The 23643-nt window shown below is 65.7% G+C and carries 21 protein-coding genes; 11 read left to right on the top strand and 10 right to left on the bottom strand.

The annotated features are described in order from the left end of the window. The first annotated feature begins 1 nt into the window (after window position 1). From IEX41_RS19535 to IEX41_RS19515, 5 genes are read left to right on the top strand one after another with little or no spacing between them, the layout of a single operon-like run. On the top strand, window positions 2-316 hold the full coding sequence (locus IEX41_RS19535) for a sarcosine oxidase subunit delta (RefSeq protein WP_188792008.1): 315 nt from the start codon (window positions 2-4) through the stop codon (window positions 314-316). Beyond that, window positions 313-3333 carry a sarcosine oxidase subunit alpha gene (locus tag IEX41_RS19530; protein WP_188792007.1) on the top strand — a complete coding sequence of 1007 codons (3021 nt, stop codon included), beginning with the start codon at window positions 313-315 and terminating at the stop codon, window positions 3331-3333. The genes IEX41_RS19535 and IEX41_RS19530 overlap by 4 nt, the downstream gene beginning before the upstream one ends. Beyond that, window positions 3330-3878 (top strand): sarcosine oxidase subunit gamma, encoded by a 549-nt coding sequence (locus IEX41_RS19525; protein WP_188792006.1) that lies wholly within the window; start codon window positions 3330-3332, stop codon window positions 3876-3878. Before IEX41_RS19530 ends, IEX41_RS19525 begins: the two co-directional genes overlap by 4 nt. Before the next feature lie 46 nt (window positions 3879-3924). Continuing rightward, window positions 3925-5199: a serine hydroxymethyltransferase gene (gene glyA, locus IEX41_RS19520; RefSeq protein WP_188792005.1), complete on the top strand. Its 1275-nt coding sequence runs from the start codon at window positions 3925-3927 to the stop codon at window positions 5197-5199. Further along, window positions 5199-6608 carry an L-serine ammonia-lyase gene (locus tag IEX41_RS19515; protein ID WP_188792004.1) on the top strand — a complete coding sequence of 470 codons (1410 nt, stop codon included), beginning with the start codon at window positions 5199-5201 and terminating at the stop codon, window positions 6606-6608. Before glyA ends, IEX41_RS19515 begins: the two co-directional genes overlap by 1 nt. A 144-nt stretch (window positions 6609-6752) precedes the next feature. Here the strand turns inward: IEX41_RS19515 and IEX41_RS19510 are convergent, their stop codons facing one another. The 4 genes from IEX41_RS19510 to IEX41_RS19495 all read right to left on the bottom strand — a co-directional run bounded on the left by IEX41_RS19510 (window position 6753) and on the right by IEX41_RS19495 (window position 10961). Continuing rightward, the gene (locus tag IEX41_RS19510) at window positions 6753-7817 is read right to left on the bottom strand and encodes an AbrB family transcriptional regulator (protein WP_188792003.1); all 1065 of its coding nucleotides are present in this window, start codon (window positions 7815-7817) and stop codon (window positions 6753-6755) included. A gap of 4 nt (window positions 7818-7821) precedes the next feature. Further along, the gene (locus tag IEX41_RS19505) at window positions 7822-9330 is read right to left on the bottom strand and encodes a tripartite tricarboxylate transporter permease (RefSeq protein WP_188792002.1); all 1509 of its coding nucleotides are present in this window, start codon (window positions 9328-9330) and stop codon (window positions 7822-7824) included. Between the two features lies 1 nt (window position 9331). Next, on the bottom strand, window positions 9332-9799 hold the full coding sequence (locus IEX41_RS19500; RefSeq protein ID WP_229673389.1) for a tripartite tricarboxylate transporter TctB family protein: 468 nt from the start codon (window positions 9797-9799) through the stop codon (window positions 9332-9334). A gap of 169 nt (window positions 9800-9968) precedes the next feature. Then, complete coding sequence (locus tag IEX41_RS19495; RefSeq protein WP_188792001.1) at window positions 9969-10961, bottom strand: tripartite tricarboxylate transporter substrate binding protein; 993 nt, start codon at window positions 10959-10961, stop codon at window positions 9969-9971. A 210-nt stretch (window positions 10962-11171) separates the two neighbouring features. On the opposite strand from IEX41_RS19495, the gene IEX41_RS19490 reads away from it, so the two are divergent. Genes IEX41_RS19490 through IEX41_RS19480 form a run of 3 tightly spaced genes read left to right on the top strand, consistent with a single transcriptional unit; the run spans window position 11172 to window position 13894 of the window. Continuing rightward, on the top strand, window positions 11172-11858 hold the full coding sequence (locus IEX41_RS19490) for a GntR family transcriptional regulator (protein WP_188792000.1): 687 nt from the start codon (window positions 11172-11174) through the stop codon (window positions 11856-11858). Further along, the gene (locus IEX41_RS19485; RefSeq protein WP_188791999.1) at window positions 11855-13009 is read left to right on the top strand and encodes a PrpF domain-containing protein; all 1155 of its coding nucleotides are present in this window, start codon (window positions 11855-11857) and stop codon (window positions 13007-13009) included. The genes IEX41_RS19490 and IEX41_RS19485 overlap by 4 nt, the downstream gene beginning before the upstream one ends. Before the next feature lie 12 nt (window positions 13010-13021). Beyond that, entirely contained in the window at window positions 13022-13894 is an 873-nt protein-coding gene (locus IEX41_RS19480; RefSeq protein ID WP_188791998.1) for an isocitrate lyase/PEP mutase family protein, read from the top strand. A gap of 260 nt (window positions 13895-14154) precedes the next feature. Here the strand turns inward: IEX41_RS19480 and otnC are convergent, their stop codons facing one another. The 6 genes from otnC to IEX41_RS19450 all read right to left on the bottom strand — a co-directional run bounded on the left by otnC (window position 14155) and on the right by IEX41_RS19450 (window position 20733). Then, the gene (otnC, locus tag IEX41_RS19475) at window positions 14155-14799 is read right to left on the bottom strand and encodes a 3-oxo-tetronate 4-phosphate decarboxylase (protein WP_188791997.1); all 645 of its coding nucleotides are present in this window, start codon (window positions 14797-14799) and stop codon (window positions 14155-14157) included. Further along, window positions 14796-16049 carry a 3-oxo-tetronate kinase gene (otnK, locus tag IEX41_RS19470; protein WP_188791996.1) on the bottom strand — a complete coding sequence of 418 codons (1254 nt, stop codon included), beginning with the start codon at window positions 16047-16049 and terminating at the stop codon, window positions 14796-14798. Before otnK ends, otnC begins: the two co-directional genes overlap by 4 nt. Window positions 16050-16095: 46 nt before the next feature. After that, a complete protein-coding gene (locus tag IEX41_RS19465; RefSeq protein ID WP_188791995.1) occupies window positions 16096-17595 on the bottom strand; it encodes a tripartite tricarboxylate transporter permease in 1500 nt (499 codons plus the stop codon). Window positions 17596-17617: 22 nt separating this feature from the next. Continuing rightward, on the bottom strand, window positions 17618-18121 hold the full coding sequence (locus IEX41_RS19460) for a tripartite tricarboxylate transporter TctB family protein (RefSeq protein ID WP_188791994.1): 504 nt from the start codon (window positions 18119-18121) through the stop codon (window positions 17618-17620). A gap of 189 nt (window positions 18122-18310) precedes the next feature. Next, the gene (locus tag IEX41_RS19455; protein WP_188791993.1) at window positions 18311-19261 is read right to left on the bottom strand and encodes a tripartite tricarboxylate transporter substrate binding protein; all 951 of its coding nucleotides are present in this window, start codon (window positions 19259-19261) and stop codon (window positions 18311-18313) included. A 71-nt stretch (window positions 19262-19332) separates the two neighbouring features. Beyond that, the gene (locus IEX41_RS19450; protein ID WP_188791992.1) at window positions 19333-20733 is read right to left on the bottom strand and encodes an NAD(P)H-dependent oxidoreductase; all 1401 of its coding nucleotides are present in this window, start codon (window positions 20731-20733) and stop codon (window positions 19333-19335) included. A 175-nt stretch (window positions 20734-20908) separates the two neighbouring features. Between IEX41_RS19450 and IEX41_RS19445 the strand changes: the two genes are divergently transcribed. From IEX41_RS19445 to IEX41_RS19435, 3 genes are all read left to right on the top strand, one after another. Beyond that, entirely contained in the window at window positions 20909-21601 is a 693-nt protein-coding gene (locus tag IEX41_RS19445) for a GntR family transcriptional regulator (protein WP_188791991.1), read from the top strand. A 498-nt stretch (window positions 21602-22099) separates the two neighbouring features. Further along, window positions 22100-22405 carry a helix-turn-helix domain-containing protein gene (locus IEX41_RS19440; RefSeq protein WP_188792075.1) on the top strand — a complete coding sequence of 102 codons (306 nt, stop codon included), beginning with the start codon at window positions 22100-22102 and terminating at the stop codon, window positions 22403-22405. Then, window positions 22402-23631, top strand: coding sequence for a type II toxin-antitoxin system HipA family toxin (locus IEX41_RS19435; protein WP_188791990.1), 1230 nt, complete (start codon window positions 22402-22404; stop codon window positions 23629-23631). The genes IEX41_RS19440 and IEX41_RS19435 overlap by 4 nt, the downstream gene beginning before the upstream one ends. The last annotated feature ends 12 nt before the right edge of the window (window positions 23632-23643 follow it).

The following is a 23643-nucleotide window of genomic DNA, read 5'->3' as shown; positions in this document are numbered from 1 at the left end:
CATGCTCCTGATCCATTGCCCCTACTGCAACGAAACCCTCCCCGAGCTGGAATACGCCTACGCTGGCGAGGCACATATCGCGCGCCCGGCGAACCCCTCCGAGGTCTCGGACGAGGAATGGGCCGAGTTCCTGTTCATGCGCTCCAACGTGAAGGGCATCCACTATGAGCGCTGGCGGCACCTGCATGGCTGCGGCCGGTTCTTCAACGCGGTGCGCGACACCGTGTCCGACAAGTTCCTCACCACCTACGAGGCAGGCGCGCCGCGCCCCGACCTCGACACTCTCGTGAACACTCCGGCGGAGGGCGGCAAATGAGCCAGTATCGCGTTTCCGGCAAGGGCCGGGTCGACCTGTCGAAGAAGATCAACTTCACCTTCGAGGGCAAGTCCTACACCGGCGGGCAGGGCGACACCGTCGCCTCGGCGCTGCTGTCGCATGGCGTCCACCTGATGGGCCGGTCGTTCAAGTACCACCGCCCGCGCGGTGCCGTTGCGGCGGGCAGCGAAGAGCCCAACGCCCTGATCGGCACCCGCCGCGGCCCAGGCCGGTTCGAGCCCAACACCCGCGCCACGGTGCAGGACATCTACGAGGGCCTTCAGACCAATGCCCAGAACAAGTACCCGTCGCTGAAATTCGATGTGGGTGCGGTGAACGATGCCGCCTACATGCTGTTCTCGGCGGGCTTCTACTACAAGACCTTCATGTGGCCGCGCAGCTTCTGGGACAAGGTCTACGAGCCCTTCATCCGCGCCGCCGCCGGTCTGGGCGTCAGCCCGACCGAGGAAGATCCTGACCATTATGCTTCGCGCAACCTGCACATCGACGTGCTGGTGGTGGGCGCCGGTCCGACGGGCATCGCCGCCGCCAAGGCTGCCAGCGCCGAGGGCCTGAGCGTCGTCATCGTCGACGAGAACCGCGAGATCGGCGGCACCCTGCTGTCCGAGCCGCAGGCGGTGATCGACGGCATCCCGGCATGGGCCTGGATCGAGCAGGAGTTGGCCGCGCTCAAGGCGCAGGGTGTGAAGGTCATGACCCGCACCACCGCCATCGGCTATTACAACGACAACCTCGTGGGCCTCGTGCAGAAGCTCACCGACCACCTGCCGAGCCTTCCCGCCGACACCCCGCGCGAGCGCATGTGGCGGGTGCGGGCCGGGCAGGTCGTGCTGGCGCAGGGCGCTCTGGAAAAGCCGCTGGTGTTCCACGGCAATGACCGTCCGGGCGTCATGCTCGCGGGATCGGCGCAGACCTTCCTCAACCGCTACGGCGTGTTGGTGGGCAAGCGCCCGGTGGTGCTCACTGCGCATGACAGCGCGTGGTACGCGGCCTTCGATCTCGCTGATGCCGGGGCAAAGGTGCAGGCCATCGTCGACGTGCGCGACGGCGTGTCCGAGGCGTTGATTGCCGGCGCGCGCGATCGCAACATCCCCGTGCGCCTGTCCTACACCGCCACCGCCACCAAGGGCCGCCTGCGGGTGAAATCCCTGCGTGTGAACCGCATGCAGGGCGGCACCGTCGGCGCGGCCGAGGAAATCTCGTGCGATGCGGTGCTGATGTCCGGGGGTTGGACCCCGTCGCTGCACCTTTTCTCGCACACCAAGGGCAAGCTGGCGTGGGATGATGATCGTACCACTTTCCTGCCCGAGATGACCCCGGAGGATTGCGTCATCGCCGGTGCAAGCCGTGGTCTGTGGGGCATCGAGGCCGCGCTGAACGACGGGGCCGAGAAGGGCAGGGCGGTCGCAGCCGCTCTTGGCAAGGCAGGAAACGCCGTCTCCTACACCGTGGCGGAGGACCGCACCGGGTCCGGCGTCTCCATGAAGGAACTGCCGACCGACCTGTCGCCCGGCAAGGCCAAGGCCTTTGTCGATTACCAGAACGACGTGACCGCCAAGGACCTGCGTCTTGCGGTGCGCGAGGGCATGCGCTCGATCGAGCACGTCAAGCGCTACACCACCAACGGCATGGCCACCGATCAGGGCAAGATGTCCAACATCAACGGCCTCAACATCGCGTCGGACGCGCTTGGCCGGAAGCAGCCTCAGGTGGGCCTGACCACCTTCCGCCCGCCCTATACGCCGACCAGCTTCGGGGCCTTCGCGGGCTACCACCGTGGCAGCCATTTCGAGGTGACGCGCAAGACCCAGATCGACGCATGGGCCGAGGAAAACGGCGCTGTGTTCGAGCCGGTCAGCCAGTGGCGGCGGGCTTGGTATTTCCCCAAGGGTGGCGAATCCATGGATGACGCCGTGCGCCGGGAATGCGCCACGACGCGCAAGTCGCTTGGCATCTTCGATGCCTCGACGCTGGGCAAGATCGAGGTCGTCGGCCCTGATGCGGTCGAGTTCATGAACCGCATGTACACCAACCCCTGGACCAAGCTCGGGGTCGGCAAATGCCGTTATGGCCTGCTTTGCGGTGACGATGGCTTCATCCGCGACGACGGCGTGATCGGGCGTCTGGGGCAGGACAAGTTCCACGTTACCACCACCACCGGTGGCGCGGCGCGGGTTCTGAACATGATGGAGGATTACCTTCAGACCGAATGGCCCGACCTCAACGTCTGGCTGACCTCGACCACCGAGGAATGGTCCACCATCGCGCTCAATGGCCCGAACGCCGCCAAGCTGCTGCAGCCGTTTACCGACGTGACCCTGACCGAGGAGAATTTCCCGCACATGTCCTGCGTGGAGTGCGAGGTGGCGGGGATGCCTGCGCGTCTGTTCCGCGTCAGCTTCACCGGCGAAATCGGCTTCGAGGTCAACGTGCCCGCGCCCATGGGCCGTCAGCTCTGGGAGACGCTGTGGGAAGCGGGCCAGCAATACGGCATCACCGCCTATGGCACGGAAACCATGCACGTCCTGCGGGCCGAAAAGGGCTATATCATCGTGGGCCAGGACACCGATGGCACCGTAACCCCGTATGACGCGGGCATGGGTTGGGCCGTGGGCAAGGCGAAGCCCGATTTCGTCGGCAAGCGCGGCCTCGCGCGGCCCGACCTCGTGGCCGAGGGGCGCAAGCAACTCGTGGGCCTCGTGACCGAGGACGGATCGAAGCTTGAGGAAGGCGCACAGATCGTCTTCGACGCGAGCCAGCCCATCCCCATGAAGATGGTCGGCCATGTCACGTCCTCCTATGACGTGGGCACCACGGATCAGCCCATTGCGCTGGCGCTGGTCGAGGGCGGCCATTCACGCATGGGCGAGACCGTGTTCATTCCGATGCCGGACCGTACCATCTCCGCCAAGATCACCGGGACGATCTTTGTCGACCCGGACAATGCCAAGCTGAAGATCCCCGCGAGCGCCGAGAACAAAGGAGTTGCCGCATGAATGCCCTGACGTCCCTCCCGACCGCGATCCTCGAGACCTCCGCCGCGCGGATCCTTCTGGCCAAGCCTAAGGCGCGGTTTTCCCTGCGCGCCCGCGGCGACCTCGCCCCGTTTGAGGCCGCCCTTGGCCTGAGCCTTGGCGGCCCCCTCGGCACCCGCGCAAGCACGGGCAGCCGTGAGACCATCCGTCTTGCCCCGGACGAGTGGATGTTGCACAGCACCCCTTCGGATGCAGCCGCTATCGAAGGCGCCTGCGCGGCCCTTTATGATGCGCACCCCCACAGCCTCGTGTCGGTGTCCGCACGTGAGGTGACGGTGGTCATCGAAGGCCCTCGCGCCGCCGAGCTGCTGACCATCGGCTGCCCCCGCGACATCGCAAAGATCGAGCCTGGCTCCGGCCGGCGCACGGTGTTCGACGGCGTGACCGTGATCCTGTGGCGCGATGCCGAGGACAGCTTCCGCATGGATGTCTGGAACAGCTTCGCACCCCACCTCATCGACCTGCTGAAGATTGGCGCGAGGGAGCTCGCGGCCGAAGTCGCCTGACCTGTCCGGACTGTCCCCTGACCTGACCCAGCGAAAGGATTTCGCCATGTTCGACCACCTGCAGAAGACCACGATTTCCGACACGCTCGTCGCCGATGCCATCGCCGAAGAGCTTGACCGACAGCAGACTCAGATCGAACTCATCGCATCTGAGAACATCGTTTCGGCCGATGTGATGGAGGCGCAAGGGTCGGTCCTGACCAACAAGTATGCCGAAGGCTACCCGGGCAAGCGCTACTACGGCGGCTGCGAATTCGTCGACAAGGTTGAGACCGTGGCCATCGACCGCCTCAAGCAGCTGTTTGGGGCCGAGTATGCCAACGTGCAGCCCCATAGCGGCGCGCAGGCCAACCAGGCGGTGTTCCTTGCCCTCCTGCAGCCGGGCGACCGGATCATGGGGCTTGACCTGGCCCATGGCGGGCACCTGACCCACGGCTCGCCTGTCACCATGTCGGGCAAGTGGTTCGACGTCGTCTCCTACCAGGTGGAGCCGGACAGCCACCTGATCGACATGGAGAAAGTCCGCGCCAAGGCGCTGGAAACGAAGCCGAAACTGATCGTGGCGGGGGCCTCGGCCTATCCGCGCAAGATCGACTTCGAAGGCTTCCGCAGGATCGCGGACGAGGTCGGCGCGTACCTGATGGTGGACATGGCGCATTACGCAGGCCTTATCGCGGGCGGCCAGTACCCGAACCCGGTGCCCCATGCCCACGTGGTGACCTCGACCACCCACAAGACCCTGCGCGGTCCGCGCGGCGGGGTCATCCTCACCAATGACGAGGCGCTGGCCAAGAAACTGAACTCGGCCGTTTTCCCCGGCAACCAGGGCGGACCGCTGATGCATGTCATCGCAGCGAAAGCCGTGGCCTTCGGTGAGGCACTGCAGCCCTCCTTCGCCGATTACGCCGAGGCGGTCATCGACAACGCCCGCGCGCTGGCTGACGTGCTCATGGTCGGTGGCCTCGGCATCGTGTCGGGGGGCACTGACAGCCACATGGTGTTGGTCGACCTGCGCCCCAAGGGCGTCACCGGCAAGGTTGCCGAGATCGCGCTGGAACGGGCGGGCCTGACCTGCAACAAGAACTCCATTCCGAACGATCCCGAAAAGCCCTTCGTGACCTCGGGCATCCGGCTTGGCAGTTCGGCGGGCACCACCCGCGGCTTCGGCATCGATGAGTTCGAGCTCATTGGCCAGCTGATCCTGAAGGTCATCGACGCACTGTCGGAAAACCCCGATGGCGATGCGCAGGTCGAGGCCGAGGTGCGTGAAAAGGTCCGCGCCCTCTGTGCAGACCACCCGATCTATGCCACGGTCGAGTGATGTTCCTTTCCGTCTTTGACGTCTTCAAGATAGGCATTGGCCCATCGTCCTCGCATACGATGGGGCCGATGGTGGCCGCCGCGCGCTTTTTGTCGGATCTGCGTGGCGGGGTTGAAAAGATTCCAGGCTCGGACACCCCGCACCGGCTTGGCGCGCGGCTTTACGGCTCGCTCGCCTGGACCGGCAAGGGCCACGCCACTGACCGCGCGGTCATCCTCGGGTTCTGCGGGCTGGTGCCCGAAACCCTTGATCCCGATGCCGCCGAGGCGCTCGAAGCCGAGGTGCGGAGTAACGCGAAGGTGGTGCCCGAGGGGCTGCCCGAGCTGGTCTTCGACACCGAAAACGATCTGGTCTTCGACTTCGGCCCGCCGCTGCCGCTGCATGCCAACGGCATGGTGCTGCAGGCCTGGGACGCGGCGGGCAATATGTACCACCAGCAGACCTACTATTCCGTCGGCGGCGGCTTTGTCCTGACCGCCGCCGAGCTCGAGGCGCAGCGCTCGGGCGCGCCCGATCTGCATGACGAGAAAGTGCAGCATCACTTCCCGTACCCTTTCGGTACCGCCGCCGAGATGCTGGAGATGGGCCGAACCTCGGGGCTCAGCATTGCCCAGATGAAGCGCGCCAATGAACGCGTGCTTCATGGCGGTGCGCTCGATGACAGGATCGATCGCATCCTCGACACCATGGACGATTGCGTCGCGCGGGGGCTGGAGCAGGAGGGCATCCTGCCCGGCGGCCTCAAGGTCAGGCGCCGCGCCAAGGCGATCCACGACCAGCTTCAGGCCGAGAAGGGCATGAACCTTGCCCAACCTCATCAGGCCAACGACTGGATGAGTGTCTACGCCATGGCGGTCAACGAAGAGAATGCCGCGGGGGGCCGCGTGGTGACCTCGCCCACCAACGGCGCAGCGGGCGTGGTACCGGCGGTCCTGCGCTACTACCGGGACCATTGCGTCGGGGCGACGCGTCAGGGCTGCCGCGACCTGCTGCTGACCGCCGCAGCCATCGGCGGGCTCATCAAGCACAATGCGTCGATCTCGGGCGCCGAGGCGGGATGTCAGGCCGAGGTCGGCAGCGCCGCCGCCATGGCTGCCGCCGGTCTTTGTGCCGTGCTGGGCGGCAACAATGAGCAGGTCGAGAACGCTGCTGAAATCGCGCTCGAGCATCACCTCGGGATGACCTGTGATCCGGCCGCAGGGCTTGTTCAGGTGCCCTGCATCGAACGCAACGCGCTTGGCGCGATCAAGGCGGTCTCCGCCGCGTCGCTGGCCCTGCGCGGAGATGGCGAGCATTTCATGCCGCTCGACAACTGTATCCGGGTGATGTTCGAAACCGGGCAGGACATGAACGAGAAGTACAAGGAAACCTCCACCGGCGGCATCGCCGTGAACCTTCCTGAGTGCTGACAGGGCAGGGGAGGGGGCTGCAAGGTCGCGCCTGCCAGCTCTGCCATCCCCGGTGACGTGACAAGGCGGCTGGTGCGCACGGGGCAGCGCTAGCGGCTGATGACATGCTACCTAGGGGCGGGTATAGCGCGATCCAGTGAAAGGTCAGCGCCGGCGGCCGGTGCCCGCGCTGCGGGCTGCCAGAAGCGGTAGGGCAGCGACGATCAGGAAGACCCGCAAGACATGGTGCGCGGCGACGAGCGCCGGGTCGATCGCCAGCGCCAGCGCGACAACCCCGAGCTCGGGCGCGCCGCCGGGCAGGTATGCAAGGAACAGCGCTTCGACGGGGGCTCCAATCAGCGGGGCGAGGGCATATGCTCCGGCCAGAGAGCCGAGGGCGAGCACGATGCCGACTGCTCCGGCGATGCTGCCATCCCTCGCGATCTGGCGCAGGGTATAGCTGGCAAAACGTGCGCCCACGGAGCCGCCGATCACGATCTGCGCGGCGGCGGACAGCAGCGGCGGCACGTGGACGGTAAGCACCCCTGTCATGTGCAGCGCGGCCGAGGCAAAGAGGGGGATCAGCAGTAGGGCCGACGGGAAGCTGACGCGCTGCCCCAGCCACCAACAGGCCACCGCCACCAGCGCCATCGCACCGTGGCGCAACGGGTCAAGCGGCTCTGCCTCGGCAAAGCTGGCTTGATTGGCATCGGCAAGGTCGATCCCCGAGATCAGCTGGATGAGCAGCGGCGCGCTGATCAGCAGCACCACGAGCCGGGCTGTATGACACAGCACGATGCGGCCGACCTGGGTTCCGTATTCCTCAGCCAGCATGGTTACCACGGACAATCCGCCGGGCATCGCCGCGAAAAGCGCGGTAGCCCGATCCATGCCGGCAACCCTGCGGAACACCCAGTAGGCCCCAAGACAGAACACCAATGACAACAATGCCATGGCGATCAGGCTGGGAATCCAGCTTTGGGCGCGGACCACCACATCATGGGTAAAACCCGTTCCCAGCATGGTGCCAATGGCAACCATCGCGTAGCCGCGCCACGCGGCAGGCAGCTTTGGCTGGAACGGCGTGGCTTGCGCCAGCAGCGCGTTGGCGAACATCGCGCCCAGCATCCACGGCAAAGGCAGGTTCAAGAAGAAGAACAGGCTGCCGCCCGCGGCACCGATGGCAAGGGTCATCAGGCCACGAAGGGCCGGTGAGATGGCAGCGTTCATGCGGTCAGGCCCGAGCTGACCGGTGCTTGCGATAGGCCCTAAGCAGCGGCGCGCCCACGAGCACCAGCAGCATCACCGCGAACAGCACCAGCGCGATGGGACGCTCGAGCATGTAGCCCAGCGGGTTCCCGCGCGAGATCTGCATGGTGCGCACCAGTTCGCCCTCCATCATCCGGCCCAGCAGCAGGCCGATCACCGTCGCTGCCACCGGGTAGTCGTGGCGCCGCATCAGCCAGCCAAGCGCCGCAAAACCCGCCACGGTCAGTGGGCCCGCAATTGTGCCGGTGATGCCGTAGCCCCCCCATGCACACATGGCCAGCACCGACGGCACGAGGTAGGACAGTGGCACCCGGACGACCAGCCCCAGAAGCCGCAGGCTCAGCAGGCCCAGCACCGCCAGCAGCAGCACCTGCCCGAGGTTGCCGAGGATGATCGAGTAGACGATGTCGGTCTGGTTGCGGATGAAGCTGGGGCCGCCGATGATGTTGTGGAACGAGAAGGCCGCCAGCAGAACTGCCGTCGCCGCGCCGCCGGGGATGCCAAGCGCTAGCAGCGCCGTCATCGACCCGCCCTCGGACGAGGAGTTGGCGCTTTCGGCGGCGACCACGCCCTCGGGCGCGCCCTTGCCGAAGCGGTCGGGCGTCTTTGAGGACCGCTTGGCCTCGCCGTAGGAAACAAGGTTTGCCACAGACGAGCCGACGCCGGGGATGGCGCCGATCACCGCGCCCAGAAGGCTGCCGCGGATCAGCACGCCGGGATATTTGAACGTCTCGCCCGCCCCCTTCAGGATGCGCCCGAACGAGATGTCGCGCTGCGTCTCGTCCCGCACGAGATAGGTCTCGCCGCGCAGACGCAGCAGTTCCGAGGCGGCGAAGATGCCGATCATAGCGGGCACCACCGGCAGGCCGTCGATGAGGTAGGGCATGCCCACCTGCGTGCGCATCACGCCGGTGGTCGACATGCCGATCTGGCTTAGCATCAGGCCGAAGAACCCGGCCAGCAGCCCCTTGGACATCCGGCTGTCGTTGAGCGTCGCGATCAGCGTCAGGCCCCATAGCACGACCACCACCATCTCGAGAGGGCCGATCTTGAGCACGAAGGCGGCAAGCGGCTGGATCAGCAGCATCAGAAGGATGTAGCCCACGAACGCCCCCACGACCGAGGCGGCAAGGCCTATGCCGAGCGCTTCGTTGTGTTTGCCCTGCCGCGCCATGGGGTAGCCGTCAAAGGCAGTGGCGATAGATGACGAAGAGCCGGGGATGTTCATCAGGATCGCCGTCACCCCGCCACCGTAGGCGCCGCCGGTGAAGATCGAGGTGAGGAACAGCATGGCCTGCAGGAAGTCCATGCCGAAGGTGACCGGCAGGAACACCGCCATCGCCATGGAGATCTGAAGCCCCGGGATCGAGCCGAAGACAAGGCCGATGAGCAGGCCGGGAATGACCCAGAGCCACGGCGCGTAGCTCGAGAACAGCAGGTCGAATGCCTGCGAGAGCGCAAATTGGTCAATCATCTCAAAGCACCAGCGTCAGCATGGGATAGGGGAAGAGGCTGCCGAACCCGTAGACCAGCAGGACGGTGAAAACTGCGGCAAAGAGAGGCGGCTGCCACCAGCCCTTGCCCCCGCTCATCACCACGCCGCCCCAGACGAAGAGGAAAGTGGCCAGGTCAAAGCCGATATGGGTCAGCGCGTAGCAGAACAGTGCAAAGCCGGCGAGCAGCAGGATATCCCCCCAGATGGCACTGTCAGGCGTGGCTTCGGTCTCGGCCTCGGTAACGCGCGCCTTGAGCATCGGCGCGACGACCAGCACGACGCAGATCAGAGCAATCACCGCCGCCACTGGAGCAACGACGATCAGGTTGTCCATGCTGGCCCGCGCGTTCACCGCGCTCCAGGTGATGAACCCTGAGACGGCTAGGATGATGCCGATCAGCGCGGCGTGGGTGGCCTGAAACCTGGCTGTCACGGGTTTGCCTGTCACGGGGGTGCCTCCTGCGGTCTTGGCTGCCAGTCATTGGGTCGCGGTGAGCTAATCGCTGATTGTTGTCCAGCCGGTATCTGGGGATCGGGTCGGTCCCGCCTGCGGTCGCGGGACCGGAAACTCGGGAACGAGGGCGCCTCAGCGCCCCCGTCCGGTCAGTCCGAGAGGATCACTCGTCCGCGAAGCGCTTGAGGATCTCGTAGTTGGACATGATGATCTCGGTGGTGCGCTCCGGCCCGAGCCATTCCGCGCCCATGTCCTGCGCCTCGAGGCTGGCGACGAATTCCTCGTCTTCCATCACCGTCTTGTAGGCATCGACCATGGCTTGGAAGGCCTCGGGGTGATTTTCCTTGAAGGTAGCATGGGCCGCAAGGCCGCGCATGGAGCCCGCAAGGGTGGTCACCGGATCATGGCCGGAGGCTTCGAGCGCTTCGTCGAGCGTCGGCGCATCCCAGTCGTCCGACCGTTCGTCGGCGGCATAGGCCAGCGGACGGACGTATTCAGCGATGGAGAGCGTGCCGTCTGCCGCAAGCACGGTCATGTCAACCTGCCCGCCCGCAACTGCTGTCCGCGCCGCGCCGCCGGATTCGTAGGTCACCACGTTGACGTCATCCTCGGTCAGCCCGAATGCTTCAAGCGCGAGGCTGAGGTTGATTGCGCCCGACGAGTTCGGCACCACCGACACGCTAAGGCTACCGGGGTTTTCCTTCGCCGCAGCCATGAAATCAGCGAGCGATTCATAGGGCGTTTCGGCGTTCACCGCGAAGATGTCGAAGTCGTTCCACTGGCCGTTGATGAACGCGAAGTCTTCAAGGCTGTAGGTCGCGTCGAAGTTCAGGATCGCGTTCGACACGTAGGGGTGGATCGAGGTCGCAAGGAAGTAGCTGCCGTCATCGGGCATGTTCATGAAGTAGGTGTGGCCCACATGGCCGCCGCCGCCTTCCTGGTTGATCACCGAGATCGGCGTGTCGAGTTCTTCCTGAAGGCGCTGCGCCAAGGCGCGTGCGGTGCGGTCGGCTGAGCCGCCCGGCCCGAGCGCCACGACAAAAGTGATCTGGCGCGGCGGCCAGTTCTCTGCGGCCGACACCGCGAGCGGCGAAACGGCGGTGGTCAGCAGCGCAGCAAGCGTGGCCGCGGAAAAGGCGCGTTTGGTGAAATTCATCGAGTCCTCCCCTCATGTCTCATGTTTCGGCTTTATTGTAGTACAATTTTGCCGATGCTCAGACTTACGCCCGGCGGGGCCATGCTGTCAAGGCGGTAACGATTCTTGACAATTGCACGGCATTATCGCTTATTTAGTCGCAATATCAGCGCTGACGGCAGGGCGCTGGTGACAATCCATGGCGACTGTCAGAAAGAAGGGCGCTCAATATTGTCAACAAAACTGGATGAAGCACGGGGCGTTGTCGCAGAGCGGATCGCCCACGCGCTGCAAGAGGAAATCCTGTCGGGCGCGCTCCTACCGGGCACGCGCCTGGGCGAGGTTGCCATTGCCGAGCGCTTCGACGTGAGCCGCGGGCCGGTGCGCACGGCGCTCGGCCAGCTTGCCGAATCCGGCACTGTCTCCATCGTGCCAAACAGCGGCGCACGCGTGCGCGAGCTGGGGCGTGACGACGCCCGCGCGCTCTACGAGGTGCGTGCAGCATTGGAATCCGAAGCCGCACGGCTGGCCGCCGAGCACGCCGAGGCGGGAGCCGGAGACGCGCTCGGCCGCCTTTTGGGACTGCACGCGGATGAGATCTCGGCCCATCCCCAGGGCGCCTACCTGCAGGTCCCCGGTGACCGTGACTTCCACATGGTCATCGCCCGGATGGCAGGGAACCCGATCATCCTGCGCTATCTCACCCGCGAGCTTTATCCCCAGCTGTCGCTGCTGCGGGTCAAGCACCGCAATGTCACCGGCCGCGGGCAGGCGGCACTGCGTGAACACCATCGCATCGCCGAGGCCATCTCTGCCGGAGACGGCGAGGTCGCCGCCCTGCTGATGCGCCGCCACATTCTTGCCAGCTGGAACGCGCTCGAAGCGCAGCTGATCGATACCCCGGAGGAGACCACGTGACCCAACTTGCCATCCCCGCCGTGTTCATGCGCGGCGGCACCTCAAAGGCGCTGGTGTTGCATCGCCGCGACCTGCCGACCGATGAAACCCGCTGGCCCGCGCTCTTTGCGGCGATGCTCGGATCGCCCGATCCGAACCTGCGGCAGCTTGACGGCATGGGAGGGGGGATCTCCTCCCTGTCGAAGATCTGCGTCATCGGTCCCGCGACCCGACCTGATGCGGACATTGACTACACCTTCGCCCAGGTGGGCGTGGTCGATGACAGCGTGGATTTCTCGGGCAATTGCGGCAACATGAGCTCGGCCATGGGGCCGTTTGCCTATGACGAGGGGCTTGTCGATGGCCCCCGGGATGGCGAGGCCGTGGTGCGCATCCACAACACCAACTCCGGTAAGGTCATCGCCGCTCGATTCGGGGTGTCGGGCGGACGCGCCGAGGTCAGCGGCGATCTGCAGATTCCCGGCGTCGAGGGCATCGGCGCACCTGTTGCGCTTGATTTCCTTGACCCCACGGACACCAACGGCAATGGAGCGCTGCCAAGCGGGCAGGGGATCGACAGGCTGACGCTGGCAGACGGCACCGAGGTTCAGGTGACGATGATCGACGCCGCCGTCCCGGCCGTTTTCGTAGCGGCGCAGGATGTGTCGGGCGATACCAGCGCCCACCCCGCCGCCATTGACGCGGACGTAGCGCTGATGGCGCGGCTGGAAGAGATCCGCCGCCTCGCCTCGGTCGCCATGGGGCTGACCTCTGACCTTGAGGCGGCGAAAACGCGCATCGCCACCCCCAAGGTCGCCATGGTCGGCACCCCTGCCACCTATGAGGACCTGTCGGGCAACGGTCATGCCCCTGAAAGCCACGACCTGCAAATCCGCATGATCTCGGCCGGGCAGGCCCACCGCGCAGTGCCCGTCACCGGCGCCCTGGCGCTTGCCTGCGCCGCCGCCGTCAGCGGCTCGGTCGTGCAGGGCCAGATCGCACCCGGCAGCGACCCGCAAACCCTGCGCATCGGCACGCCGTCGGGCATCGTCTCGGTCGGCGCCACGCGCGATCCCCAGACCGGCACGATCACCGCCGCCCGCATCCTGCGCACCCAGCGGCGGCTGATGGATGGCCGCGTCTACGTGCCCCTTTCCAAGACAACTCAATAAGCGAGCTACCCCATGCTGAATCATGAAGTGAACAAACGGTTCAAGGATCGCATCGCCTCGGGCGGTGCCCTGATGCTGCCCGGTGCCGCCAACGCGCTTGCAGCGCGGGTGATCGAGGATCTTGGATTTGAGGCGGTGTACCTGTCGGGCGCGGGCCTGACCAACACCTTCCTCGGGATGCCCGACCTTGCGTTCGTGTCGCTCCCCGAGATCGCCCAGCACACCGCCGCCATTCGCGACGCCACCGAGCTGCCCATCGTGGTGGATGCGGACAACGGTTTCGGCAACGGGCTGAACGTGCGCCACACCATCCGCACGCTTGAACGGGCAGGGGCCTCGGCGATCCAGCTTGAGGATCAGAAGACACCGAAGCGCTGCGGGCATTTCTCGGGCAAGGAAGTGGTGCCGCTGGCCGAGGCGCGTTCGCGCATCAAGGCTGCGGTGGACGCGCGGCAGGACGAGAACACTCTGATCGTCGCCCGCACCGATGCCGCCGCCACCGACGGCATGACCGAGGCGCTTGACCGCGCGGCGGCCTTCATTGAGGATGGCGCCGACATCACCTTCGTCGAGGCTCCCCAGACCGTGGACGATCTGCGCGCGATCCCCTCGGCGCTGCCGGGCACACCGCAGCTGGTGAACCTCGTGGTCGGAGGAAAGACGCCGATCCTGTCAGTGGATGAATTCAGCGACATGGGCTTTTCGCTGGTACTGTATGCCAACGTCGCGCTGCAATCGGCGCTTTACGGCATGCAGACCGCGCTGACCCAGCTGCGGGACCAGGGCCGCATGGACGAAAGCGGGCCGCTCGCGGGCTTTGTCGAACGTCAGCGGGTGGTGCGCAAGGAACTCTTCGACGATCTAGACAAGCGCTACGCCTACTGATCTCGGGGACGGGGACCTCAAAGCGCCGGTCCCCGTCCCGGACATGTTTGAAATTGTGCCGCTTAAACGCGGTGACGCCGGGCTTCTCACCCCGGCTCGTCCGCGGCCAGCACCGGGGGGGAAGCCGCCGGTCCGAATGCCATGACCATTCTTTCACGCTTCGCTGCCGATCCTTGGCAGATCGACTTTCTGCGCCTGCTCCGTTCCGGCGTGGCCCCGGCACTTGCCGGCCCGCGCCCTTGTGCAGAGCGACCCCGAGCCTACCAGTCCACGTCGAACTTGGTGACCAACTCCGAAACCTGCGCGTCGGTGAGCCGTCGAGGCGACAGGCCACGGGTCATCATTGCCAGCTTCGCCCCAGCCTCGAGCTCTTCGATGGCATGGACCGCCGCTTCGAGATCCTTGCCTGCGACCACGGGGCCGTGGTTGGCCAGCATCACCGCCGAGCGCCGGCCCGCCAGGCCGCGGATGGCATCACCGATGGCGGGGTCTCCAGGCATGAAATAGGGCAGCAGCTTCACCCGCCCGAGCTTCATGATCGGGTAGGGGGTAAGGGGCGGTAGGAAGTCGTCCTCATCGGCATCGGGCATCATCGACAGCGCGACGGAATGGCACGAATGCAGGTGCACGATGGCTCCCGCCTTGCTACGCGTCTCGTAAAAGGCGCTGTGCAGGGGCATTTCCTTGGTGGGCTTGTCACCGTCCACATGGCGCAGACCCGCATCGAACAGGCTCAGCCGCGCGGGATCGAGCGTCATGAAGGACGAGCCCGTGGGCGTTACCAGCAGCCCGCCATCGGGCGTGCGGACCGAGATGTTGCCGGTCGAGCCGTGGGTCAGACCCTGCTTGTACAGCGTCGCGGCAAAGGTGCAGACCTGTTCGCGCAGGCGGGAGAGTTCGGTCATGGGCGGCCCTCCAGCGTTGTCAGCGCGTTTTCGAAGAAATCCTCATCCCCGAAGTTGCCGGATTTCAGCGCCAGCACAAGGGGCCGTCCCTCGGCGGCGACGGCGGGCACGCCCGGCGTGATCTCGGGGCCGATGCGCAGCGCGGTGAGGCCAAGCCCCTCGACCACCGCGCCCGAGGTTTCGCCCCCAGCTGTGACCAGTCGCCGGATGCCGCCCGCGACAAGCAGGCGGGCGGTTTCGGCAAAGAAGGCCTCGAGTCGCGCGGCGATGATCTCGCGGCCGTACCTGTCCTGCGCCGCCTTCACGGTCTCGGGGTCTGCGGAGGAATAAAGCAGCAGCGGCGAGGAGCTGTCGATGGCAGCGCGGGCGGCCTTGTCGGGAGTCGCGCTGCCATCCATCACCGCGTCGGCGGTGATCTCGAGCGCGGGGTTGGTCTCGGACCAGCGGCGGATCTGCGCGCGGGTCATGGTCGATGCCGAGCCCGCAATAAGGGCGGCGGGCCCGTCCTCGCCGCGCCAGTCGCCTGCCACCGAATGCAGCGCGCCAGCCCCCAGCAGGCCGGCGGGCAGGCCCATGGCCACGCCCGATCCGCCGGTGACCAGGGGCATGCCCCTGGCGGCGGCGCCGATGGCACGCAGGTCGGCGTCGCTTGTGGCGTCGATCACCACGAGAGGACGGCCCCCGGCAGTCTCGGACCGGATCGCGGCGGCGATGGCCTCGGGGCCTGCGGTGACAGCGCTCATGCTGACATGCCCCACCGCGCGGGTCGATTGCAGCGCCAGCCAGCGCCGGATGTCCGGGTCGGACATGGGGGTGAGCGGGTGATGCTCCATCCCCGATTGCGACAGCAGCTTGTCATGCACGAAGAGATGCCCCTGGTAGACCGTGCGCCCGGTGGCGGGGAAGGCGGGGCAGACGATGGCGTTTTCGGCCCCCAGCCGGTCCATCAGCGCTTCGGTCACCGGGCCGATGTTGCCTTGGGGTGTGGAATCGAAGGTCGAGCAATATTTGAAGAAAAACTGCTCGCAGCCTTGGGCCTTCAGCCAGTCCAGCGCCTCGAGCGAACAGCGCACCGCCTCGTCCACCGGCATGGTGCGGGTCTTGAGCGCGACAACGCCTGCGTCCACGTCCGAGGGGGCCTCGCCTTCGGGCACGCCCGAAAACTGAATCACCCGCATGCCGTTCTTGGCGAGCATGGAGGCAAGGTCGGAAGAGCCGGTGAAATCGTCACCGATGCATCCAAGTTTCATGATCTGGCTCCCCTGGTCCTGGAGTTGGTCTTGGGTCTTGCCTCGGTCACTGTTCGTGGACCTCGGCGGGGGTCTCGCGCTTGCGGCGCAGCATCGGCAGCACCACGGTAAACACAAGAAGCAGCGCGGCAATGGCAAGCAGGATGGCGCTGATGGGACGGTCGAAGAACACGAACCAGTCTCCGCGCGACATGGCCAGCGACCGGCGCAGCTCGCTTTCCGCGATAGGGCCAAGCACGACGCCAAGGATGATCGCCACCAGCGGGAAGCCGATCTTTTCCAGCAGGAAGCCCGCCAGCCCGAAGCCCAGCATCAGCCAAACGTCCATCAGCGAGTTCTGCACCGAATAGGTGCCGACGACGCAGCAGATCACGATGATCGGGCCAAGCACCGAATAGGGCACGTCGAGCAGTTTCGACAGAAGCGCGATGAACGGCTTCGAGAACAGCAGGATCAGCAGGTTGACGATCAGCAGCCCGACAAAGACCGCGTAGATGAGATCGGTGTTGCCGGTCATGAAGGTCGGCCCCGGCGTCAGCCCGTGCACGATGAACGCACCAAGGATCACCGCCGTGGTGCCCGAGCCGGGAATGCCAAGCGCGAACAGCGGCACCAGCGCGCCCATGGCGGCGGCGTTGTTGGCGGCCTCGGGGGCCGCGACGCCCTCGGGCGCGCCCTTGCCAAAGCGGGAACGGTCCTTCGACCAGCGCACGGTTTCCGAGTAGGCGACCATGGCGGCGGTCGAGGCTCCGATGCCCGGCAGGATGCCGATGGCGGTGCCAAGGATGGACGAGCGCAGGATCGCGCCGCGGATCTGGCGGATTACCGGCCAGTCGAAGATGCGGATGCTGAACTTTTTGCTGGCAAGGTGAACATCGCCCTCCTGGCTGCGCTTGAGCACTTCGGAGATGGCGAAAAGGCCGATGATGACAGGGATCAGATTGATGCCGCTCATCAGTTCGAGATTGCCGAAGGTAAAGCGCTGGGTGCCGGTCAGCGGATCCAAGCCCACCGAGGCGATGATCAGCCCGATGCACACGCCGATCACCCCCATGATGAGGTTACCGCCAAGCGATGCCACCACCGTGAGGCCAAGCACCGCCAGCGCGAAGAACTCCGGCGATGAGAATTGCAGCGCGATGTCCGCCAGCAGGGGCGTCGCCACGATCAGTACCACGGTGCCGAGCACCCCGCCGATGGCCGAGGACAGGATGCCAACCCCCAGCGCCTTGCCCGCCTCGCCCTTCTGGGTCATCGGGTAGCCGTCGATGGCGGTCATGACCGCCTCGGGGGTGCCGGGGGCGCGGTAGAGGATGGCGGTGATCAGCCCGGAGAATACGCTTGAGGCGTAGATCGCCGTGAGCAGCATGAAGGCCCCGGTGGGCTCCATGGAATAGGTCACGGGCAGCAGGATGACCACGAGGATCACACCGCTGATGCCGGGCAGGGCGCCGCCGACAAAGCCGATCAGAACGGCCGAGGCCAGGATCAGCAGGTTGATCGGCTGGAGAACGACTCCGAAGCCGCCCATCAGGTCGCTAAGCATGGGATGTCCTTTCAGCCGTCTGTCAGGGCAGCGGAATGTTGAGAAGCCGGTCGAAGACAAGCGCGACGATGGCGACGGCAATCGCGGTGTTGAGCGCCACGCGCAGCGGGCGACGTTCGCCCAGGGTCAGGGTGGCGAGGGCCGTGAACAGCGCGGTCGCCACGAGATAGCCGGTCAGGGTCATGACAAAGGTGTAGCCAAGCGTCAGCCCGAGGATCACGAGATGCCGCCACCGCGCGCCGGTCGGCGCATCGCGTACCACGGCCTCGTCAGGCTGCTCTTCTGGCTGATCCGTAGAGGTGGCATCGTCATCCGCGCCGGTGAACTGTGCCGGCCCCCGGGTCCAGAGCAAGAGCCCCATGAGCACCACCAGCCCCAGCATCAGTACCAGCACACCAAAGGGCCAGGTGCGTGGCCCCACGAGGGTCGAGACCTCGTGGCTGGGCGGGAATTGCGCCGCCTGCCACAGGAAGCCGATCCCGGCGAGGAATGCGGCGGCTACGAAGATGTAAAGACGAGCGGTCACTCCGGTGCCTCCTGTCGGTGTCTGTGTCGGGCAGGTGTCGGTGTTGGTCCGGCCTTGATGGCCTTCGGTGAGGATCCGGTCCCTGCTGCCGGTCTGTCTGGCCGGACCCGCAGCCCGATCGCATCTGGGCTGCCGGATCATGCGGTCCGCGCCCGCCGGTGAGCGGCGGGCGCGGTAAGGCTGCATGGATCAGTTGGCCGCCATGAGTTCCTGGAAATACGCGAGGTTCTTTTCAAGCTCCGCGCGGTATTCCTCGCTTCCCAGCCAGCCGGGGCGCACGTCGAGGAAGGTCCGCGCCGCGTAATCCTGGTAGGCTTCCGAGCCATAGATATCCTCGAACACTGCTTCGATGGCGCCGATGGTCTCGGGCGGGGTCTCGGCGTTGATGAAGATGCCGCGCTCGTTGCCAAAGGTCAGGTCCCAGCCGTTCTCGGCGGTGGTGGGGATGTCGGGATAGGCCTCCAGCCGGTCATCCGCGAGCGCCAGCACCGGGATCATCTCACCCGACTCCATGTAGCCCTGAATGGCGCTGATCTCGTTGAACATGCCGTCGATGTTGCCGCTCAGCAGGTTGGCCGAGGCGGCACCCTCGTTGTCATAGGGGATGAAGTTAAGGTCGAACCCGGCCTCGGCATTGAGGCCAAGGAACGCCATGCGGTCGATGCTGGCTGCGTGGGTGCCCCCGATGATGAGCTCGCCGGGGGTTTCCTCGGCGGCGGCCTTGAAGGCGTCGAAGCTCTCGTATTTCTCGGGGTTCACCACCAGCATCAGAACGTCGGACTGCATCCGCGCCACCGGCGTCAGCAGGTCGAGCCCGATGGGGTTCTGCCCGGCAGCAAGGCTGGTGATGAGGGTCGACGAGGCAAATTCGATGGATTCGCCATTCGGCTCGGAGGTGGCGGTGCGCTGGTGGGCGACCGCGCCCGAAGCGGCAGGCAGGTTGATGATGGTCACGTTGGTGTCGAGCCGCTCTTCGAGCATCGGCTGGACGGTGCGGGCGAAGTTGTCGGTGCCGCCGCCTGCGCCCGCCGCCACGAAGGCGGTGATCTCGGACGGGCTGTAGCTGTCCTGGGCAAGACCCGGCGTGGCAAGTGCGGCAAGTGCCGTGGCGCCGGCAAGGGTGCGATAGGTGACGTTCATTGGTTTCCTCCCTTTGGTGAACGTGTAGTTCGGTTTCCCGGTGCCGCGACACCGGAAATTGTCGGTCGTGGTCAGGCCGACAGCCTTTCCCCGGCATGGCGCTGATCCTGCTCGCGGCGGAGGCGAAGAAGCTCGCCCGTCTCGTCGAGGACAAGATCGCGCATGCGGATCAACTCTCCCGCCTTCACGTCTCGGGCAAGGCGGCAGTTCGAGGCGATGTAGAACGGCGCGGGGGCCTGCGCATCGAGCGTTTGCGCCGGCAACATCCGCGATGACACGCCATCGATGGAGTGGTGATGGCCGCCCATCTCCAGCAGGGTGCCGGCGGGGAAATCGCGGTCCGCATGGGCCACGAGGTCGACGTGGTGGCCGGGCTGGGCCGCCCCCGAGGACACGCCGCGCAGGCCGATCTCAAAGATCGTGGTGGCGGCTTCCATGCCCAGCAGGTGGCGCGGGATGTAGACCATCGCGGTGCGCCCGCTGCGGCTGACCACGTGGCCCTTGCCACGCAGCAGGTCCCAGCTTTCGTCATGCTTGCAGCGCACCACGACGAAGACGCCGCCGGCAAAGCTGACCTCGCCCGGTTCGCGCAGGCAGTGAAACACGTCGAGCACACCGGGCCCGGACAGGATGCCGCCATCCTTGGTCTCGCACAGGATCGTGGGCACCTCGTCAATGCGGGCAATGGGGCAGTGCAGATCGGCTCGGTCGGGCGTCATGCCGCAGGCATTTGCCACCAGTGTCATCTCGCACAGGTCAGGCACGGCGCGCTGCGGCAGCATCGCGGTGGCGGCGGCGCGGCGGGCGACCATGTCGGCGCAGTCTCCATCGCCAATGCGTTCAAGCCCGGCGAAATCGGGGGTTTCGGCCACGCGTCCGTCCACGGTCATGGTGCCTGCGGCACGATCATAGACAAAGTCGTATTCGCTCGATTTGCCCGCGGCGACTATCTCGAGGCCAAGCACCTCGGCCCAGGTGATAAGGCCGATCAGCAGGCTGGGCTGGTCGCCATCCACCGGTGAGACGATTAGACCGCGCTCGCGCGCCATGGCGGCAAGGCCGGGGCCGACCACGCTGTCGACTTCCTTGGAGACCATGGCGACGTGGCAACCATGCTCGAGCGCCAAGCGGGTGTGGCGGGCCCCGGGTTCCGGAGCGCCGGTGGCCTCGACCACGACGGATACCGGCAGGGCGGCGACGGTGGCGTAATCCCCTGCGGCGATGAAGGCGCCCTCATCCCAGGCCCTGCGGGCTTCGTCGGGGGTGGTGCATTCACGGATGTCCGCTGCGGCGATGCCCACCGACCGCATGCTTTCGACCACGGTGGCGCTGTCGCGATCCACCGCAACCCGCACTGACAGCCCCGGAACCACCTGCCCCTGCGCAAGGAAGCTGCGACCGAAGCCACCGGTGCCGATGATGGTGCAGTCGACGGTGCGGTCCCCGCGGGCGAAATAGGCGTGATGGTTCATTCGGTCCTCCTTCACGAGATCCGCCGTTTGCATGCAATGGATGCGGCATTTCTCACATATATCGACGATTTCGGTCGATTTCATAAACAATTGCATTCAATAATTGGTTCGTCAAATGCAATCTTCATATTTTCGTCGCATGGTGTAGGTTTTTGCATGCAATCGAGGGGGCCTTATGAACGACCAGACTGTCGAGCCGCGCCGGGGCACGCGCTCTGCCTTTGTGACGCAGCAGGTGCGGGACATGATCACCAGCGGCGAGCTGACGCCGGGCAGCCGGATCAACGAGCGTGTTTTGGTGGAGCGACTCGACATCTCGCGCACGCCCCTGCGGGAGGCGTTCAAGATTCTTGAAGGTGAGGGGCTCATCAGTATCCGTCCCAACGCGGGGGCGACCGTGGTCATGCTGTCCACCGAGGACGTGGAAGCGTCGATCGAGGTCCTCATCGGGCTGGAAAGCATCGCGGCCGAGCATGCCGCCCGAAGGGCGACCGAGGCAGAGCTTGTGGAGCTGGCAGATCTGCACAATCAAATGACACAGGCGTGGCGCGACAACGTGCTGATGACCTACTTCCACCTCAACCAGGAAATTCACCAGAAGATTGTTGATGCCGCCAAGAACCCGGCGCTGTCGCGGGTCTATGCCAGCGAATCCGCCCGCATCAGGCGCTTTCGCTTCGCCGGCAACCGCGATCCCGAACGCTGGGCGCGGGCGGTCGAGGAGCATGCCCGCATCCTCGACACTCTGCGCCGCCGTGAGGGCGCCCTGCTGCGGGAGATGCTGAGGGCGCATCACCTGTCAGGCTGGGGCGCTGCCCGCCGCGCCCTCGAGCTTCAGCAGGAGGATGAAGGCCAAGGCGCGCCGTAGGCCGCCACGATGTCAGCGTTGACGTGATGCTCTCCCGTTCCCTCATTGGCTTAATGTCGGGACCTGGCGCGCAACAGGTGGGGGTGATTGCTTTGCCTGCCTCCCCAAAGGGGGCAGCCGCGGTGCGGCCCGGGACGGTAAGATGACGCTGCGAATGCTGCGTGGTCCCCAGATCATCTGCCGCCTTTGTCTGTAGGTGGTTACCTTCAAGACGGCGTTTTTAGGCCGACCGAGGCAATTGCAGCGCCTGGCAACGTGCGGCACCGGGCCTGATTGAACGCGGCGTTTGGCCTTATGAGGTTCTGCGACGAGGCATCTCCTGGAGCTGACAGATTGGCAGGGCTGACGGGTTTCACGAAGCCAAGGTACAGGATGAATGCCAAGCGCCAAGATTATCAAATCTCTCATGTTCATTAAGCTATCACCTGTGCTATATTATGGGGGTATTTCACATTTATAAATCAAATATGATTTTCTGTAGGGGTGCCTGAAGTGTCGATGCTCAACGCTATCAAGACGGCTGACGATCTCAGGGCCGATATCGCTTCGGCTGCTAAGGCCCGGAGGCTCGCCATGAACATTACGCAAGATGACCTGTCCAAGCGTTCCGGTGTGGCCATCGCCACCCTGCGCAGGTTCGAGGCAGGCGGGCCAGCGAGCCTCGATACCGTGCTGCGCGTGGCCGAGGTGCTTGGTGTGCTGAGCGGGTTCTCGGGGCTGTTTCCCATGCCAGAGGCCCGAACCCTCGATGAACTGGAACAGGCGCCGACGCGGGTTCGTGCCAGCGGTAGGGACAGGGGATGAGCCAGCGTCTGACCGTCACGCTTGAGTTCGGGAACGGGGCTGCGCCAGTACCGGTGGGCCGTCTCGGACGGGACCCGTCAAACCGGACCACGGTGCTGGAATGGGATGCGGATTTTGCCGCGAGGGGTTTGCCACTTATGCCGTTGGGTCAGGGGTATTCCGGCCTTCTGCGGCCGGACGGCCAGCGGGGTGCTACCCTTCCAGGCCTTTTCGAGGACAGTCTGCCCGATGGCTGGGGGCGGCTTTTGCTCGACCGTGAGCTGGCGGCCCGTGGCACCAGCCGTGCCGCCATCGGAGACCTGGAGCGACTGGCCTTCGTGGGGCGTCACGGCGCGGGGGCGCTGACCTACTTGCCCGAGGCCGCGGGGGATGCGTCAGCCGAGATCGACTTACGCTGGTTCGAAGAGATCATACCCCATGTGGAGGACGGTGCCAGTGCCGAGGATCTTGCCCGTCTGCGCAAGATCTCGGGCGGAAGTCAGGGCGCCCGGCCCAAGTTTGTGGCACAGATGAAGGGCAGCCAGCTGCGCAGCCACCGCCTGCCGCCGGATCCCGGCTGGCGCCATGTGCTCATCAAGGCCCGCGCGGCTTCCGACCCCAGGGGCAGTGTCGAGGCCGAGCTGGCCTATGGCGCGGCCATGCGGCAGGCGGGCATCGACAGCAGTCCGATGAAACGGCTCGATGGCGCGCGGGAGGCTTTCTTCGTCACGGACCGGTTCGACAGACCCGGGGCAGGGCGGTTGCACCTATCAACCATTGCGGGCCTTCTGGATTGTGGCATGGCCTACGGGGCGGTGGACTATGGCGACGTCATGAAGCTGACACGGATCCTGTGCCAGGACATGGGCGCGGTCGAACAGATGTTCCGCCGCATGGTCTTCAACGTCCGTGCGATGAACCGCGACGATCACCTGCGCAACCATGGCTTCGTGATGGACAGTAATGGGCAATGGGCGCTGGCGCCGGCATATGACGTGTCTTTCTCGGAGGGGCCGGGGGGAGAGCAGTCTCTTGCCGTCGCGGGAGAGGGGCGCAGGCCCGGGGCGGCGGCGATCGCCAGCGTTGCGAAAGCCGCCGGCATAAGGCGGGCGCGCGCGTCCAAGGTCATCAATGAGGTCGACGCGGCGCTTGCAGACTGGCCCCGGCTCGCCGCGCTGCACGAGGTGCCCGGTGCTCTTGCGGAAGAGATCGGCACGGCGATCCGAGAGGCGCGGGGCTGGCCCTGAGGGGCGACCCTG

The organism is Salipiger pallidus (assembly GCF_014643635.1).
Taxonomy (GTDB): Bacteria; Pseudomonadota; Alphaproteobacteria; order Rhodobacterales; family Rhodobacteraceae; genus Salipiger; species Salipiger pallidus.
This window is presented reverse-complemented; position numbering and strand designations above follow the sequence as displayed.